General features: G+C 59.4%; 13 protein-coding genes and 2 riboswitches. Of the genes, 10 read left to right on the forward strand and 3 right to left on the reverse strand.

The annotated features are described in order from the left end of the window. Window positions 1-7 precede the first annotated feature (7 nt). From BS627_RS22845 to BS627_RS22855, 3 genes are all read left to right on the forward strand, one after another. The gene (locus BS627_RS22845; RefSeq protein WP_077985443.1) at window positions 8-1,198 is read left to right on the forward strand and encodes an MFS transporter; all 1,191 of its coding nucleotides are present in this window, start codon (window positions 8-10) and stop codon (window positions 1,196-1,198) included. Between the two features lie 120 nt (window positions 1,199-1,318). Next, the gene (gene ispG, locus BS627_RS22850; protein ID WP_077985444.1) at window positions 1,319-2,569 is read left to right on the forward strand and encodes a flavodoxin-dependent (E)-4-hydroxy-3-methylbut-2-enyl-diphosphate synthase; all 1,251 of its coding nucleotides are present in this window, start codon (window positions 1,319-1,321) and stop codon (window positions 2,567-2,569) included. Between the two features lie 66 nt (window positions 2,570-2,635). Next, the gene (locus BS627_RS22855; RefSeq protein ID WP_077985445.1) at window positions 2,636-3,298 is read left to right on the forward strand and encodes a YiaD family glycine zipper/OmpA-like lipoprotein; all 663 of its coding nucleotides are present in this window, start codon (window positions 2,636-2,638) and stop codon (window positions 3,296-3,298) included. 30 nt (window positions 3,299-3,328) lie between these two features. Here the strand turns inward: BS627_RS22855 and BS627_RS22860 are convergent, their stop codons facing one another. After that, the gene (locus tag BS627_RS22860) at window positions 3,329-4,243 is read right to left on the reverse strand and encodes a polyprenyl synthetase family protein (RefSeq protein WP_077985446.1); all 915 of its coding nucleotides are present in this window, start codon (window positions 4,241-4,243) and stop codon (window positions 3,329-3,331) included. 237 nt (window positions 4,244-4,480) lie between these two features. Here BS627_RS22860 and mtgA point away from each other — a divergent pair, with 237 nt between their 5' ends. Further along, complete coding sequence (gene mtgA, locus BS627_RS22865; RefSeq protein ID WP_245307259.1) at window positions 4,481-5,128, forward strand: monofunctional biosynthetic peptidoglycan transglycosylase; 648 nt, start codon at window positions 4,481-4,483, stop codon at window positions 5,126-5,128. A 15-nt stretch (window positions 5,129-5,143) separates the two neighbouring features. On the opposite strand, the gene BS627_RS22870 is transcribed toward mtgA, so the two are convergent. Continuing rightward, on the reverse strand, window positions 5,144-6,163 hold the full coding sequence (locus BS627_RS22870) for an aldose epimerase family protein (protein WP_077985579.1): 1,020 nt from the start codon (window positions 6,161-6,163) through the stop codon (window positions 5,144-5,146). A gap of 73 nt (window positions 6,164-6,236) precedes the next feature. Beyond that, window positions 6,237-7,163: a homoserine O-acetyltransferase MetA gene (metA, locus tag BS627_RS22875; RefSeq protein WP_077985448.1), complete on the reverse strand. Its 927-nt coding sequence runs from the start codon at window positions 7,161-7,163 to the stop codon at window positions 6,237-6,239. A gap of 83 nt (window positions 7,164-7,246) precedes the next feature. Beyond that, a riboswitch (SAM riboswitch) is annotated at window positions 7,247-7,323 on the reverse strand. 89 nt (window positions 7,324-7,412) lie between these two features. Between metA and BS627_RS22880 the strand changes: the two genes are divergently transcribed. The 6 genes from BS627_RS22880 to BS627_RS22905 all read left to right on the forward strand — a co-directional run bounded on the left by BS627_RS22880 (window position 7,413) and on the right by BS627_RS22905 (window position 13,951). Continuing rightward, window positions 7,413-8,066: a thiamine diphosphokinase gene (locus BS627_RS22880; protein WP_077985449.1), complete on the forward strand. Its 654-nt coding sequence runs from the start codon at window positions 7,413-7,415 to the stop codon at window positions 8,064-8,066. Window positions 8,067-8,070: 4 nt separating this feature from the next. After that, window positions 8,071-9,897, forward strand: a complete 1,827-nt coding sequence (locus BS627_RS22885) for an ABC-F family ATP-binding cassette domain-containing protein (RefSeq protein WP_077985450.1) — start codon at window positions 8,071-8,073, stop codon at window positions 9,895-9,897. Between the two features lie 95 nt (window positions 9,898-9,992). After that, complete coding sequence (locus BS627_RS22890; protein ID WP_077985451.1) at window positions 9,993-10,385, forward strand: VOC family protein; 393 nt, start codon at window positions 9,993-9,995, stop codon at window positions 10,383-10,385. Window positions 10,386-10,430: 45 nt separating this feature from the next. Continuing rightward, a riboswitch (TPP riboswitch) is annotated at window positions 10,431-10,541 on the forward strand. 38 nt (window positions 10,542-10,579) lie between these two features. After that, on the forward strand, window positions 10,580-11,593 hold the full coding sequence (gene thiB / locus BS627_RS22895) for a thiamine ABC transporter substrate binding subunit (protein ID WP_077985452.1): 1,014 nt from the start codon (window positions 10,580-10,582) through the stop codon (window positions 11,591-11,593). 19 nt (window positions 11,594-11,612) lie between these two features. Then, on the forward strand, window positions 11,613-13,238 hold the full coding sequence (gene thiP, locus BS627_RS22900; RefSeq protein ID WP_077985453.1) for a thiamine/thiamine pyrophosphate ABC transporter permease ThiP: 1,626 nt from the start codon (window positions 11,613-11,615) through the stop codon (window positions 13,236-13,238). Further along, window positions 13,235-13,951 carry a thiamine ABC transporter ATP-binding protein gene (locus tag BS627_RS22905; RefSeq protein WP_077985454.1) on the forward strand — a complete coding sequence of 239 codons (717 nt, stop codon included), beginning with the start codon at window positions 13,235-13,237 and terminating at the stop codon, window positions 13,949-13,951. The genes thiP and BS627_RS22905 overlap by 4 nt, the downstream gene beginning before the upstream one ends. Window positions 13,952-14,034 lie beyond the last annotated feature (83 nt).

The following is a 14,034-nucleotide window of genomic DNA, read 5'->3' on the forward strand; positions in this document are numbered from 1 at the left end:
ATTGCCGATGAATGGCCCCACGACGTTTTCGCCGACAGGCACACGCTCATCCTATCTGACGCGGCACAGGCTTGGCGTTTCGCTGCTGTTTTTGATGAACGGCTTCATGATGGGCTCATGGGCGCCGAAGATTCCGGAATTTGCCGCACGTCTGTCCCTCAGCGAAAGTGCGCTCGGCCTGATCATTCTGGTTTTCGGTATCGGTTCGCTGGTTTTCATGCCGATTGCAGGATCGCAGATCGCCCGTTTCGGCTCGCGTACGGTCAGCCTTGTCACCGCCGCCATCTTTCTGCCGACGCTGCTTTTCATCTCCTGGGCCGGCACCGTCTGGGCGGGGGTGATCGCGGTTTTCCTGTTCGGCGGGCTGACGGGGGCGATGGATGTCGCCATGAACGCCAATGCGGTAGCGGTGGAGCGCGATATGCGCCGCGCCATCATGTCGTCGTGCCACGCTTTCTGGAGCCTCGGCGGCCTGATCGGCGCCGGTCTTGGCGGGTATCTCATCACGGCCATCGGTGTGCAGGGACACGCCATTGCGCTAACCGTCATCGCGCTCGTGCTGCTGGTCATTGCGTGGCCGCGCGTCCTTGCGGATCGTCCGCATCCGGAGGAGGAGCGCCCGAAAGGTGGCCTGCCGCTCACGCCGCTGCCGTGGATCATCGGCCTGATGGCTCTGTTCTCGATGATTCCTGAAGGCGCTATCCTCGACTGGGGCGCGCTTTATCTGCGCAATGAACTCGGTGCTTCCGTATCGCAGTCCGGTTTTGCCTTTGCGGCCTTTTCCATGACCATGGCGGCGATGCGTTTTGCCGGCGATCTGGTGCGTGACCGCTTCGGCGCCGTGACGACCCTGCGCTTCTGTTCGGCCATGTCGATTATCGGTCTTATGATTGCCGGTCTTGCGGGAAATTCCACTATTGCGATCATCGGCTTCGCGATTGCCGGCATCGGCATTTCCAACATGGTGCCCATTGCCTTTTCCGCCGCCGGCAACATGCCGGGACTGGCGCCTGGCATTGGTCTCTCGGTGGTCACCACCATGGGCTATTCCGGCATTCTGGTGGCGCCATCGGCCATCGGCTTCATTGCCGAACATACCGGCCTTGCCAGCGTTTTCATCGCCTTGCCGCTCTTGCATGTGGTGGTTCTGCTGCTTTCGCGGCTCGCGCGCCATGCGGATGGCGCGGGCAAGGAATAGGCGTCTCGAATTTTGCCATGATTGCGGTAAAGTAGAAGCTCTCATGCGTTGGGTGTTGACAAGCCGGCCCCCTTGTTTCACCTCAATTGCCAGACCTTGCCGCAAGCTCCAGAGACCGCCATGACGTCACATGCCGATTACGATCCCAAGCCCCGCCGCGCATCCGTCGCCGTAGACGTGGGCGGTGTCATCGTCGGTGGCGGCGCGCCCGTCGTCGTGCAGTCGATGACCAATACCGATACGGCGGATATCGACGCCACGGTCAGCCAAGTGGCGGCGTTGTTCCGCGCCGGTTCGGAAATCGTGCGCATCACCGTCGACCGCGACGAGAGTGCGGCCGCGGTGCCGAAAATCCGCGAGCGGTTGCTGCGTCTTGGGCTTGATGTGCCGCTTGTTGGCGATTTCCATTATATCGGCCACAAGCTTCTCGCCGATCACCCTGCCTGTGCCGAGGCGCTGGCCAAATACCGCATCAATCCGGGCAATGTCGGCTTCAAGGACAAGAAGGACAAGCAGTTCGGCGAGATCGTGGAAATGGCGATCCGTTACGACAAGCCGGTGCGAATCGGCGTCAACTGGGGCTCGCTCGATCAGGAATTGCTGACGACCCTGATGGACAGGAACAAGGAGCAAGGCTTCCCTCTCTCCGCCCGTCAGGTAACGCGAGAAGCGATCGTTCAGTCGGCGCTGATTTCCGCCGAGCTTGCCGAAGAAATCGGCCTGCCGCGCAACCGCATCATCCTGTCGGCCAAGGTCAGCCAGGTGCAGGACCTGATCGCCGTTTATTCCATGCTGTCGGAACGCTCCGACCACGCCCTGCATCTCGGCCTGACCGAAGCGGGCATGGGTTCGAAAGGCATCGTCGCCTCGTCCGCCGCCATGGGTTACGTGCTTCAGCATGGCATCGGCGATACGATCCGCGTTTCGCTGACGCCGGAGCCGAATGGCGACCGCACCCGCGAGGTCCAGGTGGCGCAGGAACTGCTGCAGGTCATGGGCTTTCGTCAGTTCATTCCGGTCGTTGCGGCATGTCCTGGCTGCGGGCGCACCACGTCTACCGTGTTTCAGGAACTGGCCCAGAACATCCAGAACGACATTCGCAAAAACATGCCGATATGGCGGGAAAAATATCCCGGGGTCGAGGCGCTCAACGTTGCCGTCATGGGCTGCATCGTCAATGGGCCCGGCGAAAGCAAACATGCCGATATTGGCATTTCGCTGCCCGGAACCGGCGAAAGCCCGGCAGCGCCCGTCTTTATTGATGGCGAAAAGGCGCTGACCCTGCGTGGTCCCAACATCGCCGCCGATTTTGAAGCGCTTGTGATCGATTACATCGAAAAGCGTTTTGGCCGGAAAGATGCGGCGGAGTAAAGAGTAGCGTGAAAAGGCCGGAATTCCATTGTCATACCTCCTGAACCTCTCGGAGCATCAAAACACATGATCAAAAAAATCGCGATCGTCGCCCTTTGCGGGACCTATCTTTCCGCCTGCACCACCACCGATCCCTATACGGGTGAGCAGAAGATTTCGAACACGGCGGGCGGCGCCGGCATCGGCGCCGTGGTCGGTGCTCTGGGTGGTCTGGCTGTCGGCGGTTCGCCGACCGGTCGCCGCAATGCAGCGCTCATCGGTGCGGGCATCGGCGCGCTCGCCGGCGGCGCCATCGGCAATTACATGGATGGCCAGGAAGCAGAGCTTCGCGCCCAGCTTCAGGGAACCGGCGTTTCGGTTACCCGCCGTGGCGACAGCATCGTTCTCAACATGCCGTCGAACATCACCTTCGCGACGGACCAGGATCAGGTCATCCCGCCATTCTATCAGACGCTCGATTCTGTCGCCATCGTGCTGAACAAGTTCAACCGCACGCTCATCGACATCAACGGCCATACCGATTCTACCGGCAGCGCCGGTTACAATCAGGGCCTTTCGGAGCGTCGTGCCGCGTCGGTCGCCAATTATCTCGGCGCGCGCGGCGTCGACCAGCGCCGTATTTCGACGCTCGGCTTCGGCCCGTCGCAGCCGATCGCCTCGAACGCAACGCCGGATGGCCGCGCCCAGAACCGTCGCGTCGAAGTGCTGATTTCGCCGCTCAAGGGCTGATTGGGTGATGAAAAGCTGGGCGGAAGCCGCTCAGCTTTTTCGTTCAGCGATGAATCTGGCGGCCGCGATGAGAATTGCGGCCTTTTCGCCATAAGGGGCCAAGAGTTCGCTGGCTTCCGCCACCTGCTCCTGCAGTTTGCGACGTGCCCAGTCTTCGCCGCGCAACGCCACAAGCGTTCCCTTGCCGCGAGCGGCATCCTTTCCGGTGGCCTTGCCCATGGTGGCGGCGTCGGCCGTCAAATCCAGAAGGTCGTCGGCAAGCTGGAAGGCGAGGCCGATCTTTTCGCCGAAGAGACGCAGCCTTTGCCTTTCGGAAATGTCGCTGCCAGCAACAATTGCGCCCGCTTCACAGGCAAAACGTAACAGTGCGCCGGTTTTCATAGCCTGCAATGTAATGACGCCGGCTTCATCGGGTGCCTTCTTTTCCGCAGCGAGATCGAGCGCCTGGCCGCCAGCCATACCGCCTATGCCCGCTGCGCGGGCAAGCGAAAGCACGAGTGCGGTCTTGCGTTCCGCGGCTAGCGGATTTTCGTCCGAGGCGATGATATCGAAGGCAAGCGTCAGCAGGCTGTCACCCGCGAGAATAGCGGTTGCCTCATCGAATTTGCGATGCACCGTCGGCTGGCCGCGGCGCAGGTCGTCATCGTCCATGGCCGGCAGATCGTCATGAACCAACGAATAACAATGGAGGCATTCCAGTGCCGCGCCGACATAAAGGGCGGCTTCGGCATTCCCGCCCGCAAGGGCAGCACTTTCGATGACGAGGAAGGGCCGCAGGCGTTTGCCGCCGTTCAGCACGCCATGGCGCATGGCGTCGAGCAGGTTTTGCGGGCGCGTGATCTCATCCGCGCGGGCTTCGCCGGAAAGCAGGCGGCCAAGCAGGGCTTCGGTTTTTGCCGCGTTTTCGCGCAGTCTCGTTTCGAAATTCGTCATCTGAGCGTCCATGCGCGCTCTTTGGCATGCCGGACGAATGCAGGCAAACCTTTTCGTGATTCCGGGGTCGCAACGGTGTCACCGGACTCGCCTTCAAGGCGGCAATGGACTATGAAAGGCTTCAATTGGCGTGGGGCGCGGGGACGGATATTGAGCAGTACGCCTGAAAGCGACGCAGAATATGCCGTGCTGGCGGAAGACCGAAGCAGGCAGAAGGTGGATTTTCGCACGTTGGCAAAGCGTATCGTCATGACCATGCTGGTTTTGCTGATTCTGCCCTATCTGTTGATTCCGGTTTATGCGTTGCCATTCATCCGGCCTGTTTCGACGCTGATGCTGACCGATATGGTCACTCTGCAGGGTTATGATAGACGCTGGGTGCCGCTTGAGGATATTTCGCCGCGCCTCGTGCAATCCGTGATGATGTCCGAGGACGGGCAATTCTGTTTCCATGGCGGCGTGGACTGGAACCAGATGCAATCCGTGGTCAGCGATGCGCTTGAGGGGGCTTCCACCCGCGGCGCCAGCACTATTCCGATGCAGACGGCGAAGAATCTGTTCTTATGGAACGGCCGCTCGTTTTTGCGCAAGGGGCTGGAATTGCCGCTGGCAATTGCCGCCGATTTCGTGTGGTCGAAAAAGCGGATGATGGAGATTTATCTCAACGTTGCGGAATGGGGACCGGGAATTTACGGTATCGAGGCTGCCGCCCAGCACCATTTCAAGGTGCCGGCCGCAAAACTCAGCTCCCGTCAGGCGGCGCTGCTGGCTGTGTCACTACCCAATCCAATCGACCGCGTCGCCAGCAAGCCGGGACGCGGGCTGCAACGGCTTGCTAGCCTCATCGAACGGCGCGCCCGCGCCTCCGGCGGCTATGTCGGCTGCGTGCTGGATTGATCCCGGCGTGCCGCTTCAGCCTTTCTTGAAAATATAATCGGTTTCCTGTCGCAGGGTTTCGCCTGGCCGCAGGATGGCGTGCGGGAAATCCGCGTGGTTGACGGCGTCCGGCCATATCTGCGTTTCCAGGCAGAAACCGGCAAAGGGGCCATAGCGACGGCCATCGAGGCCGGGAACCGGAACATCCAGTTTAAAGGCCGAATAAAACTGCACACCGGGTTCGGTGGTGTGAACTTCAAGGGCGATATCGGAGGCCGACGAATAGGCGCGGGCGACCTTGCGCTTGGCGCGGCGCTCTGGCGAGAGGCAGAAATTATGGTCGTAGAGAACCTGCTCTCCATTCTCCTTGCGCCGCATCGGTGTCGGGTGGCGCAGGTCGAAGACGGTGCCTTCGACGGAGCGGATTTCGCCCGTCGGTATCTGCTTGTCGTTGGTGGGCAGGTAAAAATCAGCCGCGATGCTGATCTCATGCCCAAGTGCGGTGTCTGCGCCATCGAGATTGAAGTAGGAATGCTGGCAGACATTGGCGATGGTCGGCTGGTCGGTCACCGTTTCATAGACAACCGAAAGCACGCCGCCGTCGAGGATCGTATAGGTGGCCGTGACCGTGCAATTACCGGGATAACCGGCGCGGCCATCGGGATCGATGATCTGCAGAACCACATGGCTTTCGCCATGTTCCATCAACATCCAGTTGCGTTTGCCCATGCCGTCGCTACCGCCATGCAGGTGGCTTACGCCCTTTTCATTGAGCTCCAGCTGGTATTCGTGTCCGTCGATCGAGAACCGGCCGTCGCCAATACGGTTGGCGTTGCGGCCGGGGGTGGCGCCGAAATAGGAGGAATATTTATAGTCCTCGAACTTGTCGAAGCCGAGCACGAGGGGCGGCTGGTGGCCTTCAAGACGCAGATCCTGAATAACGGCGCCCCAGGTGATGATCTTGGCCGTCAGCCCGCCTTTCGAGATGGTGACGCGTTCGACTTTTTCGCCGGTCGCCGTGAAACCGAAATTCTCCCGCACCGCCGCGTCGCTCATAACGTCATTCTCCCGATTGCCATGAATTGCCGGCGGACGTTGCGTCATTTTCCGGCAATTCGCAATCCGCAATTTACGCAGCGAGTTTGCCGATGGATTCGAGATCGTAGGGCGTCGTCTGGTATATTTCGTTGATCCAGTTGCCGAAAAACAGATGGGCATGGCTGCGCCAACGGTTGAGCGGGGCTAGTTCCGGATCATTGTGCGGAAAATAATCATGCGGCAGCTTGATGGGAACGCCGGAATTCACGTCACGGAAATATTCGTCGGACAATGAGGTCGAATCATATTCGACATGATTGAACATATAGAGACGGTTGCCTTCCTTTTCATGCACCAGACACACGCCCATTTCCTCAGATTCCATCAGGATTTCGAGGTCGGGGTGTTTTTCGATATCGGCGCGCCTAACTTCCGTCCAGCGTGATACCGGAACCTGAAAATCGTCCGAAAAGCCGTTGAGGTAGATCGAGGAGGGGCAAAGGTTGCGGTGGCGATAGACCCCGAAAGCTTTTTCCTTCAGCTCGTATTTCGGCACCCCATGGAAATGATAGATGGCGGCCATCGCGCCCCAGCAGACGTTGAGGGTCGAATGAACATTGGTGCGGGTCCATTCAAATATCTTCTGCATTTCATTCCAATAGGTGACGTCCTCATATTCCAGCAGCTCAATCGGCGCGCCGGTGATGATGAAACCGTCGAACTTGCGGTGACGCACTTCTTCCCACGTCTCGTAGAAGGAGAGGAGATGTTCTTCCGGCGTGTTCTTGGCGCGATGGCCGCCGATGCGGATGAGCGACAATTCCACCTGCAGCGGCGAGGCGCCGACGAGGCGCGCCATCTGGATTTCGGTCTTGATCTTGTTCGGCATGAGGTTGAGAAGCCCGATCTGGAGCGGGCGGATATCCTGCCGGATGGCCGCCGTTTCGGTCATGACCCGCACGCCCTCATGAACGAGGGTCTCAAAGGCGGGAAGCGTATCGGGAATCTTGATCGGCATGTCGAACTCTCTTTTCCGGGTCGCGTAAAGAACGTTGCGAAAACAAAAAAACCGGCAGCGAAATCGCGACCGGTCCCAGGAAATTGCCCTTTTCCTCGACCCTTTAGCGACTTCTTTAAAGTGGCTGCAAGCCGGTCGGCAAATCACCACTGAGGGGTTTCATAATCCCGAAGCCGGCGAAAATCAATATAGGCTGATTTCATCGGGTTTCTGCTTTCCATTTTCGGCCGAGGTGCGGTAAGGCAGGGCATGGATAAAGAGCGCTTCACCATTCTGCTTGGCGGCGATGTCACGGTGACCGGTCGTCTGAAAGAGGCGGTCGCGGACAGCCGTGTGATTGCGGCCGATGGCGGCATGCGCCATGCCGGGCCGCTTGGCCTTGTGCCCGAGCTGTGGGTTGGGGATTTCGATTCCGCCAATGAAGAGCTGCTCAACGCCTGGCCCGATGTGACGCGGCAACCCTATCCGGCGGCAAAGGCAGTGACAGATGGTGAGATCGCGGTCTCCGAGGCACTGTCGCGCGGCGCGCATTCGCTGCTGCTGGTGGGCGCGCTTGGCGGCGCACGAAGCGACCATGCGCTTCAGCACCTTCTTTATGCCGTAGCGCTTGCTGAGCGCGGTTTCGAGGTGACGCTGACCTCCGGTGAAGAAGAGGCGAGGCCGCTGCTTGCCGGTTCGCTCGCCATTGATTTGCCGGCCGGATCGCTGTTTTCGGTTGCCGGATTTACCGCCCTTGAGGGGCTCGATATCGGCAATGTGCGTTATCCGTTGAAGGATTTCGCGCTTGCTTTCGGTTCGTCCCGCACTATTTCCAATGTCGCGAATGGCGGCCCCGTGCATTTCTCGCTGAAAAGCGGAAAAGCCATCGTGCTCGCCCGCCCTTATGACCTGACCGGAGCCTGACGCCTTGGCACCCCCAATTTTGAAACTCGATGACATCAAGCTGACCTTCGGCGTGACCCCGCTGCTCGACGGCGCCAATCTCCAGGTGGAACCGGGCGATCGCATCTGCCTTGTCGGGCGCAACGGTTCCGGTAAGTCCACCCTGATGAAGATCGCCGCGGGTCTCGTCGAGGCGCAGTCGGGCGAGGTCTTCCGGCATCCGGCGGCCACCATCCGTTATCTGGAGCAGGCCCCGGATTTTGCCGGTTACGACACGGTTCAGGCCTATGCCGAAGCGGGGCTCGGCCCCGGTGACGATCACTATCGCGTCACCTATCTTCTCGAACATCTGGGCCTTACCGGACAGGAAAATCCGGAGAGCCTCTCAGGCGGCGAGGCGCGCCGCGCGGCACTTGCCCGCGTCATGGCGCCTGAGCCGGATATTTTGATGCTGGACGAGCCGACCAACCATCTCGATCTTCCCACCATCGAATGGCTTGAAAGCGAGCTGCAGCAGACGCGCAGTGCGCTGGTGCTGATCTCGCACGACCGGCGCTTTCTGGAGAAGGTCTCGACCTCGACCGTGTGGCTCGATCGTGGCCAGTCCCGCCGTCTCAATCGTGGCTTTGCCCATTTCGAGGAATGGCGCGACAAGGTTCTGGAAGAGGAAGAGCTGGAGCAGCACAAGCTCGGCAAGGCCATCGAGCGCGAAGAACACTGGATGCGTTATGGCGTGACCGCAAGGCGCAAGCGCAACATGCGCCGCGTCGGCGAGCTTCAGGCGATGCGTGCGGAATATCGCGGCCACAAGGGGCCGCAGGGCACGGTGCAGGCGACCGTTACCGAAGGGCGTGAATCCGGCAAACTGGTCATCGAGGCCGAGGCCATCACCAAGGCTTACGGCGAGCGCGTGATCGTCGCGCCCTTTTCGCTGCGCGTCCATCGCGGCGATTGCATCGGCTTCGTCGGCCCGAACGGCGCCGGTAAAACCACGCTTCTGAAGATGCTCACCGGCCAGCTGGAGCCCGATAGCGGCACGGTGAAGCTTGGCACCAATCTGGAGATTGCGACGCTCGACCAGAAGCGCGAGGATCTCAATCCCAACGATACGCTCGCGCATTATCTGACCGATGGCCGCGGCGAAAATCTGCTGGTTAACGGCGAATTGAAGCATGTGACGGGCTATATGAAGGACTTTCTGTTCCAGCCGGAACAGGCCCGCACGCCGATCCGCAACCTGTCCGGTGGCGAGCGCGCGCGCCTTATTCTGGCGCGCATTCTGGCACGGCCGACCAATCTTCTGATCCTCGACGAGCCGACCAACGATCTCGATATCGAAACGCTCGATCTGCTGCAGGAAATCGTCGCCGGCTTCTCCGGCACGGTCATTCTCGTCAGCCACGACCGCGATTTTCTTGACCGTACCGTTACCTCCACCATCGCCCCTGTTAATCCCGACCAGCCTGACGGGCGCTGGATCGAATATGCCGGTGGCTATTCGGACATGATGGCGCAGCGCAAGGGGGCGTCGGACGAGAAGCGCAAGGCTGAGAAGCAGGAAAAGGCGAAAGCGGCATCTTCTGCCTCGGCTTCACAGGAGCCTGTAAAGGCGAAGGGCAAGCTTTCCTTCAAGCAGAAATTCGCGCTCGAAAATCTGCCTAAGGAGATGGAGAAGGCGCAAAGCGAAATCGCAAAACGCGAGCAGCGCATGGCCGATCCGGAACTTTTCACAAAAGATCCGGAGGCTTTCAACACGCTGGCGCAGGAAATGTCGAAGCTGCGCGACAAGCTGGAAGACATGGAAGAAGAATGGCTGGAACTGGAGATGCTTCGCGAGGAACTGGAGGGCTGAAGGCATCAGTCCTTCCTTTGCCGGTCCTCCTTCGGCCTTTGACAGAAAAGCAGAATTGCCGTTCTATGCCGGCGTTCGCTTGGAGGAGTTGAAAAATGCGCATGATTTTTGTCAATCTGCCGGTCAAGAACATCGAGACGTCAAGAAACTTCTTTACTGCTCTCGGTTTCAGCTTCAACCCGGAATATTCAGATGACCACACACTCTGCATGATCGTGGAAGAGAATATCTTCGTGATGCTTCTGCAGGAGGGACGTTTCCGCGATTTCATCAACGGCGACATTGCCGATGCGACGCGAACCACCGAGGTTCTGACCTGTCTTTCCGCCGGAAGCAGGGAGGAAATCGACCGGATGATCGCCACGGCGCTCGCCTCCGGCGGTGGCAGCTGGAAGCCCGTGCAGGATCATGGCTTCATGTATGCCGGCAGCTTTCAGGACCCCGACGGACATGTCTGGGAACTGGTGCATATGACGGAACAGGGCTGACCTCGGCCATCTTGCCAATCAGGGACGGCGGGATTACACCATCATCTTGATCTAACGGGGTGTCTTTTGCGCTTGGGTGTAAAAGGCTGAGAGGCTTGCCAACCCGAAGAACCTGATCCGGTTCATACCGGCGGAGGGATTAGACGGCTTTAACGCAGACGGCTATTTCCCTATCGTTTTTTGAGGAGATACCCGTGCGCCGTCGTCTTTTCCTGAATTCCCTCGTTGCCGCCTCGCTGTTTCTGCCCGGTCTTGCCATTGCACAGGATAGACAGGAACTGACCGTCTACACCTATGAGAGTTTCGTTTCCGAATGGGGTCCCGGCCCCAAGGTGAAGGAGGCCTTCGAGAAGGTTTGTAATTGCACGGTCAATTTCGTCGGCGTGGCCGATGGCGTGGCGCTGCTCAATCGTCTGAAGCTTGAAGGGGCGGGGTCCAAGGCGGATGTCGTCGTCGGTCTCGACACCAATCTTGTCGCGGAAGCAAAACAGACCGGTCTGTTCGATGTCAGCGGCATCGATGCATCGGCGGCCAAAGTGCCGGGCGGTTATACGGACGATGTTTTCATTCCCTATGATTACGGTCATTTCGCTGTCATCTATGATACGCAGACGGTGAAAAGCCCGCCGACGAGCCTGAAAGACCTCGTGGAAGGCGACCCCTCGCAGAAAATCGTCATTCAGGATCCGCGCACCTCCACGCCGGGGCTCGGCCTGCTGCTATGGGTGAAATCGGTTTACGGCGACAAGGCCCCGGAGGCTTGGGAAAAGTTCAGGAAGCGCATTCTCACCGTCACGCCGGGCTGGTCGGAATCCTATGGCCTCTTCACCAAGGGTGAGGTGCCGATGGTGCTCTCCTACACCACCTCGCCCGCCTATCACATGGTCGCTGAAAAAACGGATCGTTATCAGGCCGCCGCCTTTTCCGAAGGACATTACATCCAGATTGAGGTTTCCGGTCTCCTCAAAAACGCGCCGCACAAGGAACTGGCAAAGCAGTTCCTCGCTTTCACGCTAACATCCGGTTTTCAGGATGCCATTCCGGAAAACAACTGGATGATGCCGGTCGCGGCGACCTCTAAGCCTTTGCAGGAGGCGTTTTCCAAACTCGTGGTGCCGCAGAAGACTTTCCTGATGGATCCGGAAGAGGTAGCGAGGAACCGCAAGGCATGGATCGATGAATGGCTTGCCGCCATGAGCATGAATTGAGGAAGGGGCACATCCGCGCATGATGCCGCGTCGCGATTACCGACGGTCGATCATTTTCGGAACGGCGGCTTTTGCTGCCGTTTTCCTGTTCATGGCGCTCGCGGTTGCGGCTCTCCTGTCTTTTGATGCCGGCGCGCCCGCTGCCGGCATCATGGATGCCTATACGCTGCGCATCCTGCGTTTCACGCTTTATCAGGCAACGCTCTCCACCCTTCTTTCCCTTTTTCTCGGCCTGCCGGTGGCACTGGCGCTTTGCCGTCGGCGCGAGTTTCCGGGAAGAATCTGGATCGTCAGACTGATGGCGGTGCCGATGGGTCTGCCTGTGATCGTCGGCGCTTTCGGTATCATCACCATCTGGGGCAGGCAGGGCGTTTTGAATTCGGCCCTTGTTTTTGCCGGGGCGGATGAGCCGTTCAGCATCTACGGTCTTTCCGGCATTCTTATTGCCCATGTGTTTTTCAATCTGCCGCTTTCGGTGCGGCTGATGCTGGCCGGGCTGGAGCGTATTCCGGGCGAATATTGGCGCATGGCGGCGAGCCTCGGTATGGGTCCGGTTTCGATTTTCCGTTTTATCGAATGGCCGGCGGTCGCGCGTCTCGTCCCCGGTATTGCCGGGCTTGTCTTCATGCTGTGCGCCACCAGCTTCACGCTCGTTCTTCTTTTGGGCGGCGGGCCGGCGGCAACGACGCTGGAGGTGGCGATCTATCAGGCGCTGCGGTTCGATTTCGATCCGCAGCGGGCGATTGCGCTTTCGGTTTTGCAGATTGCCCTCACCGCAATTCTGCTCGGCCTTCTTGCCTTTTTGCCGTCGCCCGAAGCGGAGATTCCCTCGCTTGGCCGTTCCCTTCGCCGTTTCGATGGAAAAGGCGTCGGCGCTCGCCTTTGGGATGGCGTGGCAATCGTGTTCGCTGTTCTGCTGATCGGCCTGCCGCTTGCCGCCATCGCTGTTTCGGGTTTGAGGGCCGATCTGCCGCGCCTTTTGTCCGCGCCGATTTTCCTGCGCGCGGCGGTGGCCAGTCTTGCAATTGCCGCACTGTCTGCAGCCCTTGTTGTGCTCTGCTGCATGGCGATCATCGGCGCGCGACAGGCGATAGGCTCCAGACGGCAGGCGGGGCAACCCCTGCGCTTCCTCTCCGCCATGCTGGGGGCGGGGTCTTCGCTGGTGCTTTTGGTGCCGCCTGTCGTATTGGGAAGCGGGTGGTTCCTGTTATTGCGGGTTTTCGGCGATGTCAGCTTCTATGCGCCGGTCCTCGTGGCGCTCATCAATATGCTGATGGCTTTGCCGCTTGCCATGCGGGTGCTGGAACCGGCTTTCACCAGTCATTTTTTGCGCACCGGCCGGCTTTCCGCCAGTCTCGGGCTTCAGGGCTTGACGCGGCTGCGGTTCGCCGATCTTCCGGTTCTGTGGCGGCCGCTGGCCATGGCGTTTTCCTTCGCCATGGCCCTGTCTCTCGGCGATTTAGGTGCGGTTGCCCTGTTCGGGTCGGAAAGTTTCGTCACCCTGCCATGGCTGGTTTACAGCAGCATGGGCAGCTATCGTACCAATGACGCCGCCGGTTATGCCTTCCTTCTCGGTATCGTCTGCCTGCTGCTTGCCGCAGGCGGTGTTGCGCGGCAATCCCCATCAGCAAGGGCGAGCATATGACCGGCGAAGATTTTGCCGTTGAACTCAACAAGGTCAGGCTGCGGCTTGGAACGCAGGATTTCGACCTCGATTGCACATTCCCGCAGAGCCGGATAACCGCTGTCGTCGGCGCGTCCGGTTCGGGCAAGTCGACGCTTCTCAACCTCGTCGCAGGCTTCGAGGTGCCGGATTCCGGCCGCGTGATGATCGGCGGGCAGGACATGGCGGCGCTCGATCCTTCGGAGAGACCGGTCTCATCGATCTTCCAGGATAATAATCTTTTCGCCCATCTCGATATCTTCACCAATGTCGCTCTCGGTGTCAGCCCCGGGCTGAAATTACGTGTGGAAGACCGGGAACGGATTGAGATGGCCCTCGTCCGCGTCGGTCTTGCGGGTTTCGACAAACGTTTGCCGGGCACGCTTTCCGGCGGAGAAAGGCAGAGGGCGGCGCTGGCGCGCGCGCTGGTCAGAGAAAAACCGGTTATGCTGCTCGACGAGCCCTTTGCCGCACTCGATCCGGGACTGCGGGCAGGTATGGCCTCCCTGCTTCTCGACTTGCATGGAGAAACAAAAAACACGGTGATTATTGTCACCCACCATCCTGACGACATAAAGAAGCTGGCGCAGCAGGTGGTTTTTCTTGATCGCGGCCGGGTTGTCTATGTCGGCTCTACCGCAGATTTCTTCGCCACACGAAATGTGAAGGCGGTGGACAGTTTTCTGAACGGGTGATCGCCTTATTTTCGACGTGTGCCGCTGGCAATCGATTTAGATGACTTCAATGGCGCTAATTTGCACTTGCCAGTTTCAAGTTG

This window comes from Agrobacterium salinitolerans (assembly GCF_002008225.1).
Taxonomy (GTDB): Bacteria; Pseudomonadota; Alphaproteobacteria; order Rhizobiales; family Rhizobiaceae; genus Agrobacterium; species Agrobacterium salinitolerans.

What these genes read in the sequence shown, in the direction of transcription:
- BS627_RS22845 (WP_077985443.1), top strand. Translation starts at nt 8, where the DNA reads ATGAATGGCCCCACGACGTTTTCGCCGACAGGCACACGCTCATCCTAT.
- ispG (WP_077985444.1), top strand. Translation starts at nt 1,319, where the DNA reads ATGACGTCACATGCCGATTACGATCCCAAGCCCCGCCGCGCATCCGTC.
- BS627_RS22855 (WP_077985445.1), top strand. Translation starts at nt 2,636, where the DNA reads ATGATCAAAAAAATCGCGATCGTCGCCCTTTGCGGGACCTATCTTTCC.
- BS627_RS22860 (WP_077985446.1), bottom strand. Translation starts at nt 4,243, where the DNA reads ATGGACGCTCAGATGACGAATTTCGAAACGAGACTGCGCGAAAACGCG.
- mtgA (WP_245307259.1), top strand. Translation starts at nt 4,481, where the DNA reads ATGACCATGCTGGTTTTGCTGATTCTGCCCTATCTGTTGATTCCGGTT.
- BS627_RS22870 (WP_077985579.1), bottom strand. Translation starts at nt 6,163, where the DNA reads ATGAGCGACGCGGCGGTGCGGGAGAATTTCGGTTTCACGGCGACCGGC.
- metA (WP_077985448.1), bottom strand. Translation starts at nt 7,163, where the DNA reads ATGCCGATCAAGATTCCCGATACGCTTCCCGCCTTTGAGACCCTCGTT.
- BS627_RS22880 (WP_077985449.1), top strand. Translation starts at nt 7,413, where the DNA reads ATGGATAAAGAGCGCTTCACCATTCTGCTTGGCGGCGATGTCACGGTG.
- BS627_RS22890 (WP_077985451.1), top strand. Translation starts at nt 9,993, where the DNA reads ATGCGCATGATTTTTGTCAATCTGCCGGTCAAGAACATCGAGACGTCA.
- thiP (WP_077985453.1), top strand. Translation starts at nt 11,613, where the DNA reads ATGATGCCGCGTCGCGATTACCGACGGTCGATCATTTTCGGAACGGCG.
- BS627_RS22905 (WP_077985454.1), top strand. Translation starts at nt 13,235, where the DNA reads ATGACCGGCGAAGATTTTGCCGTTGAACTCAACAAGGTCAGGCTGCGG.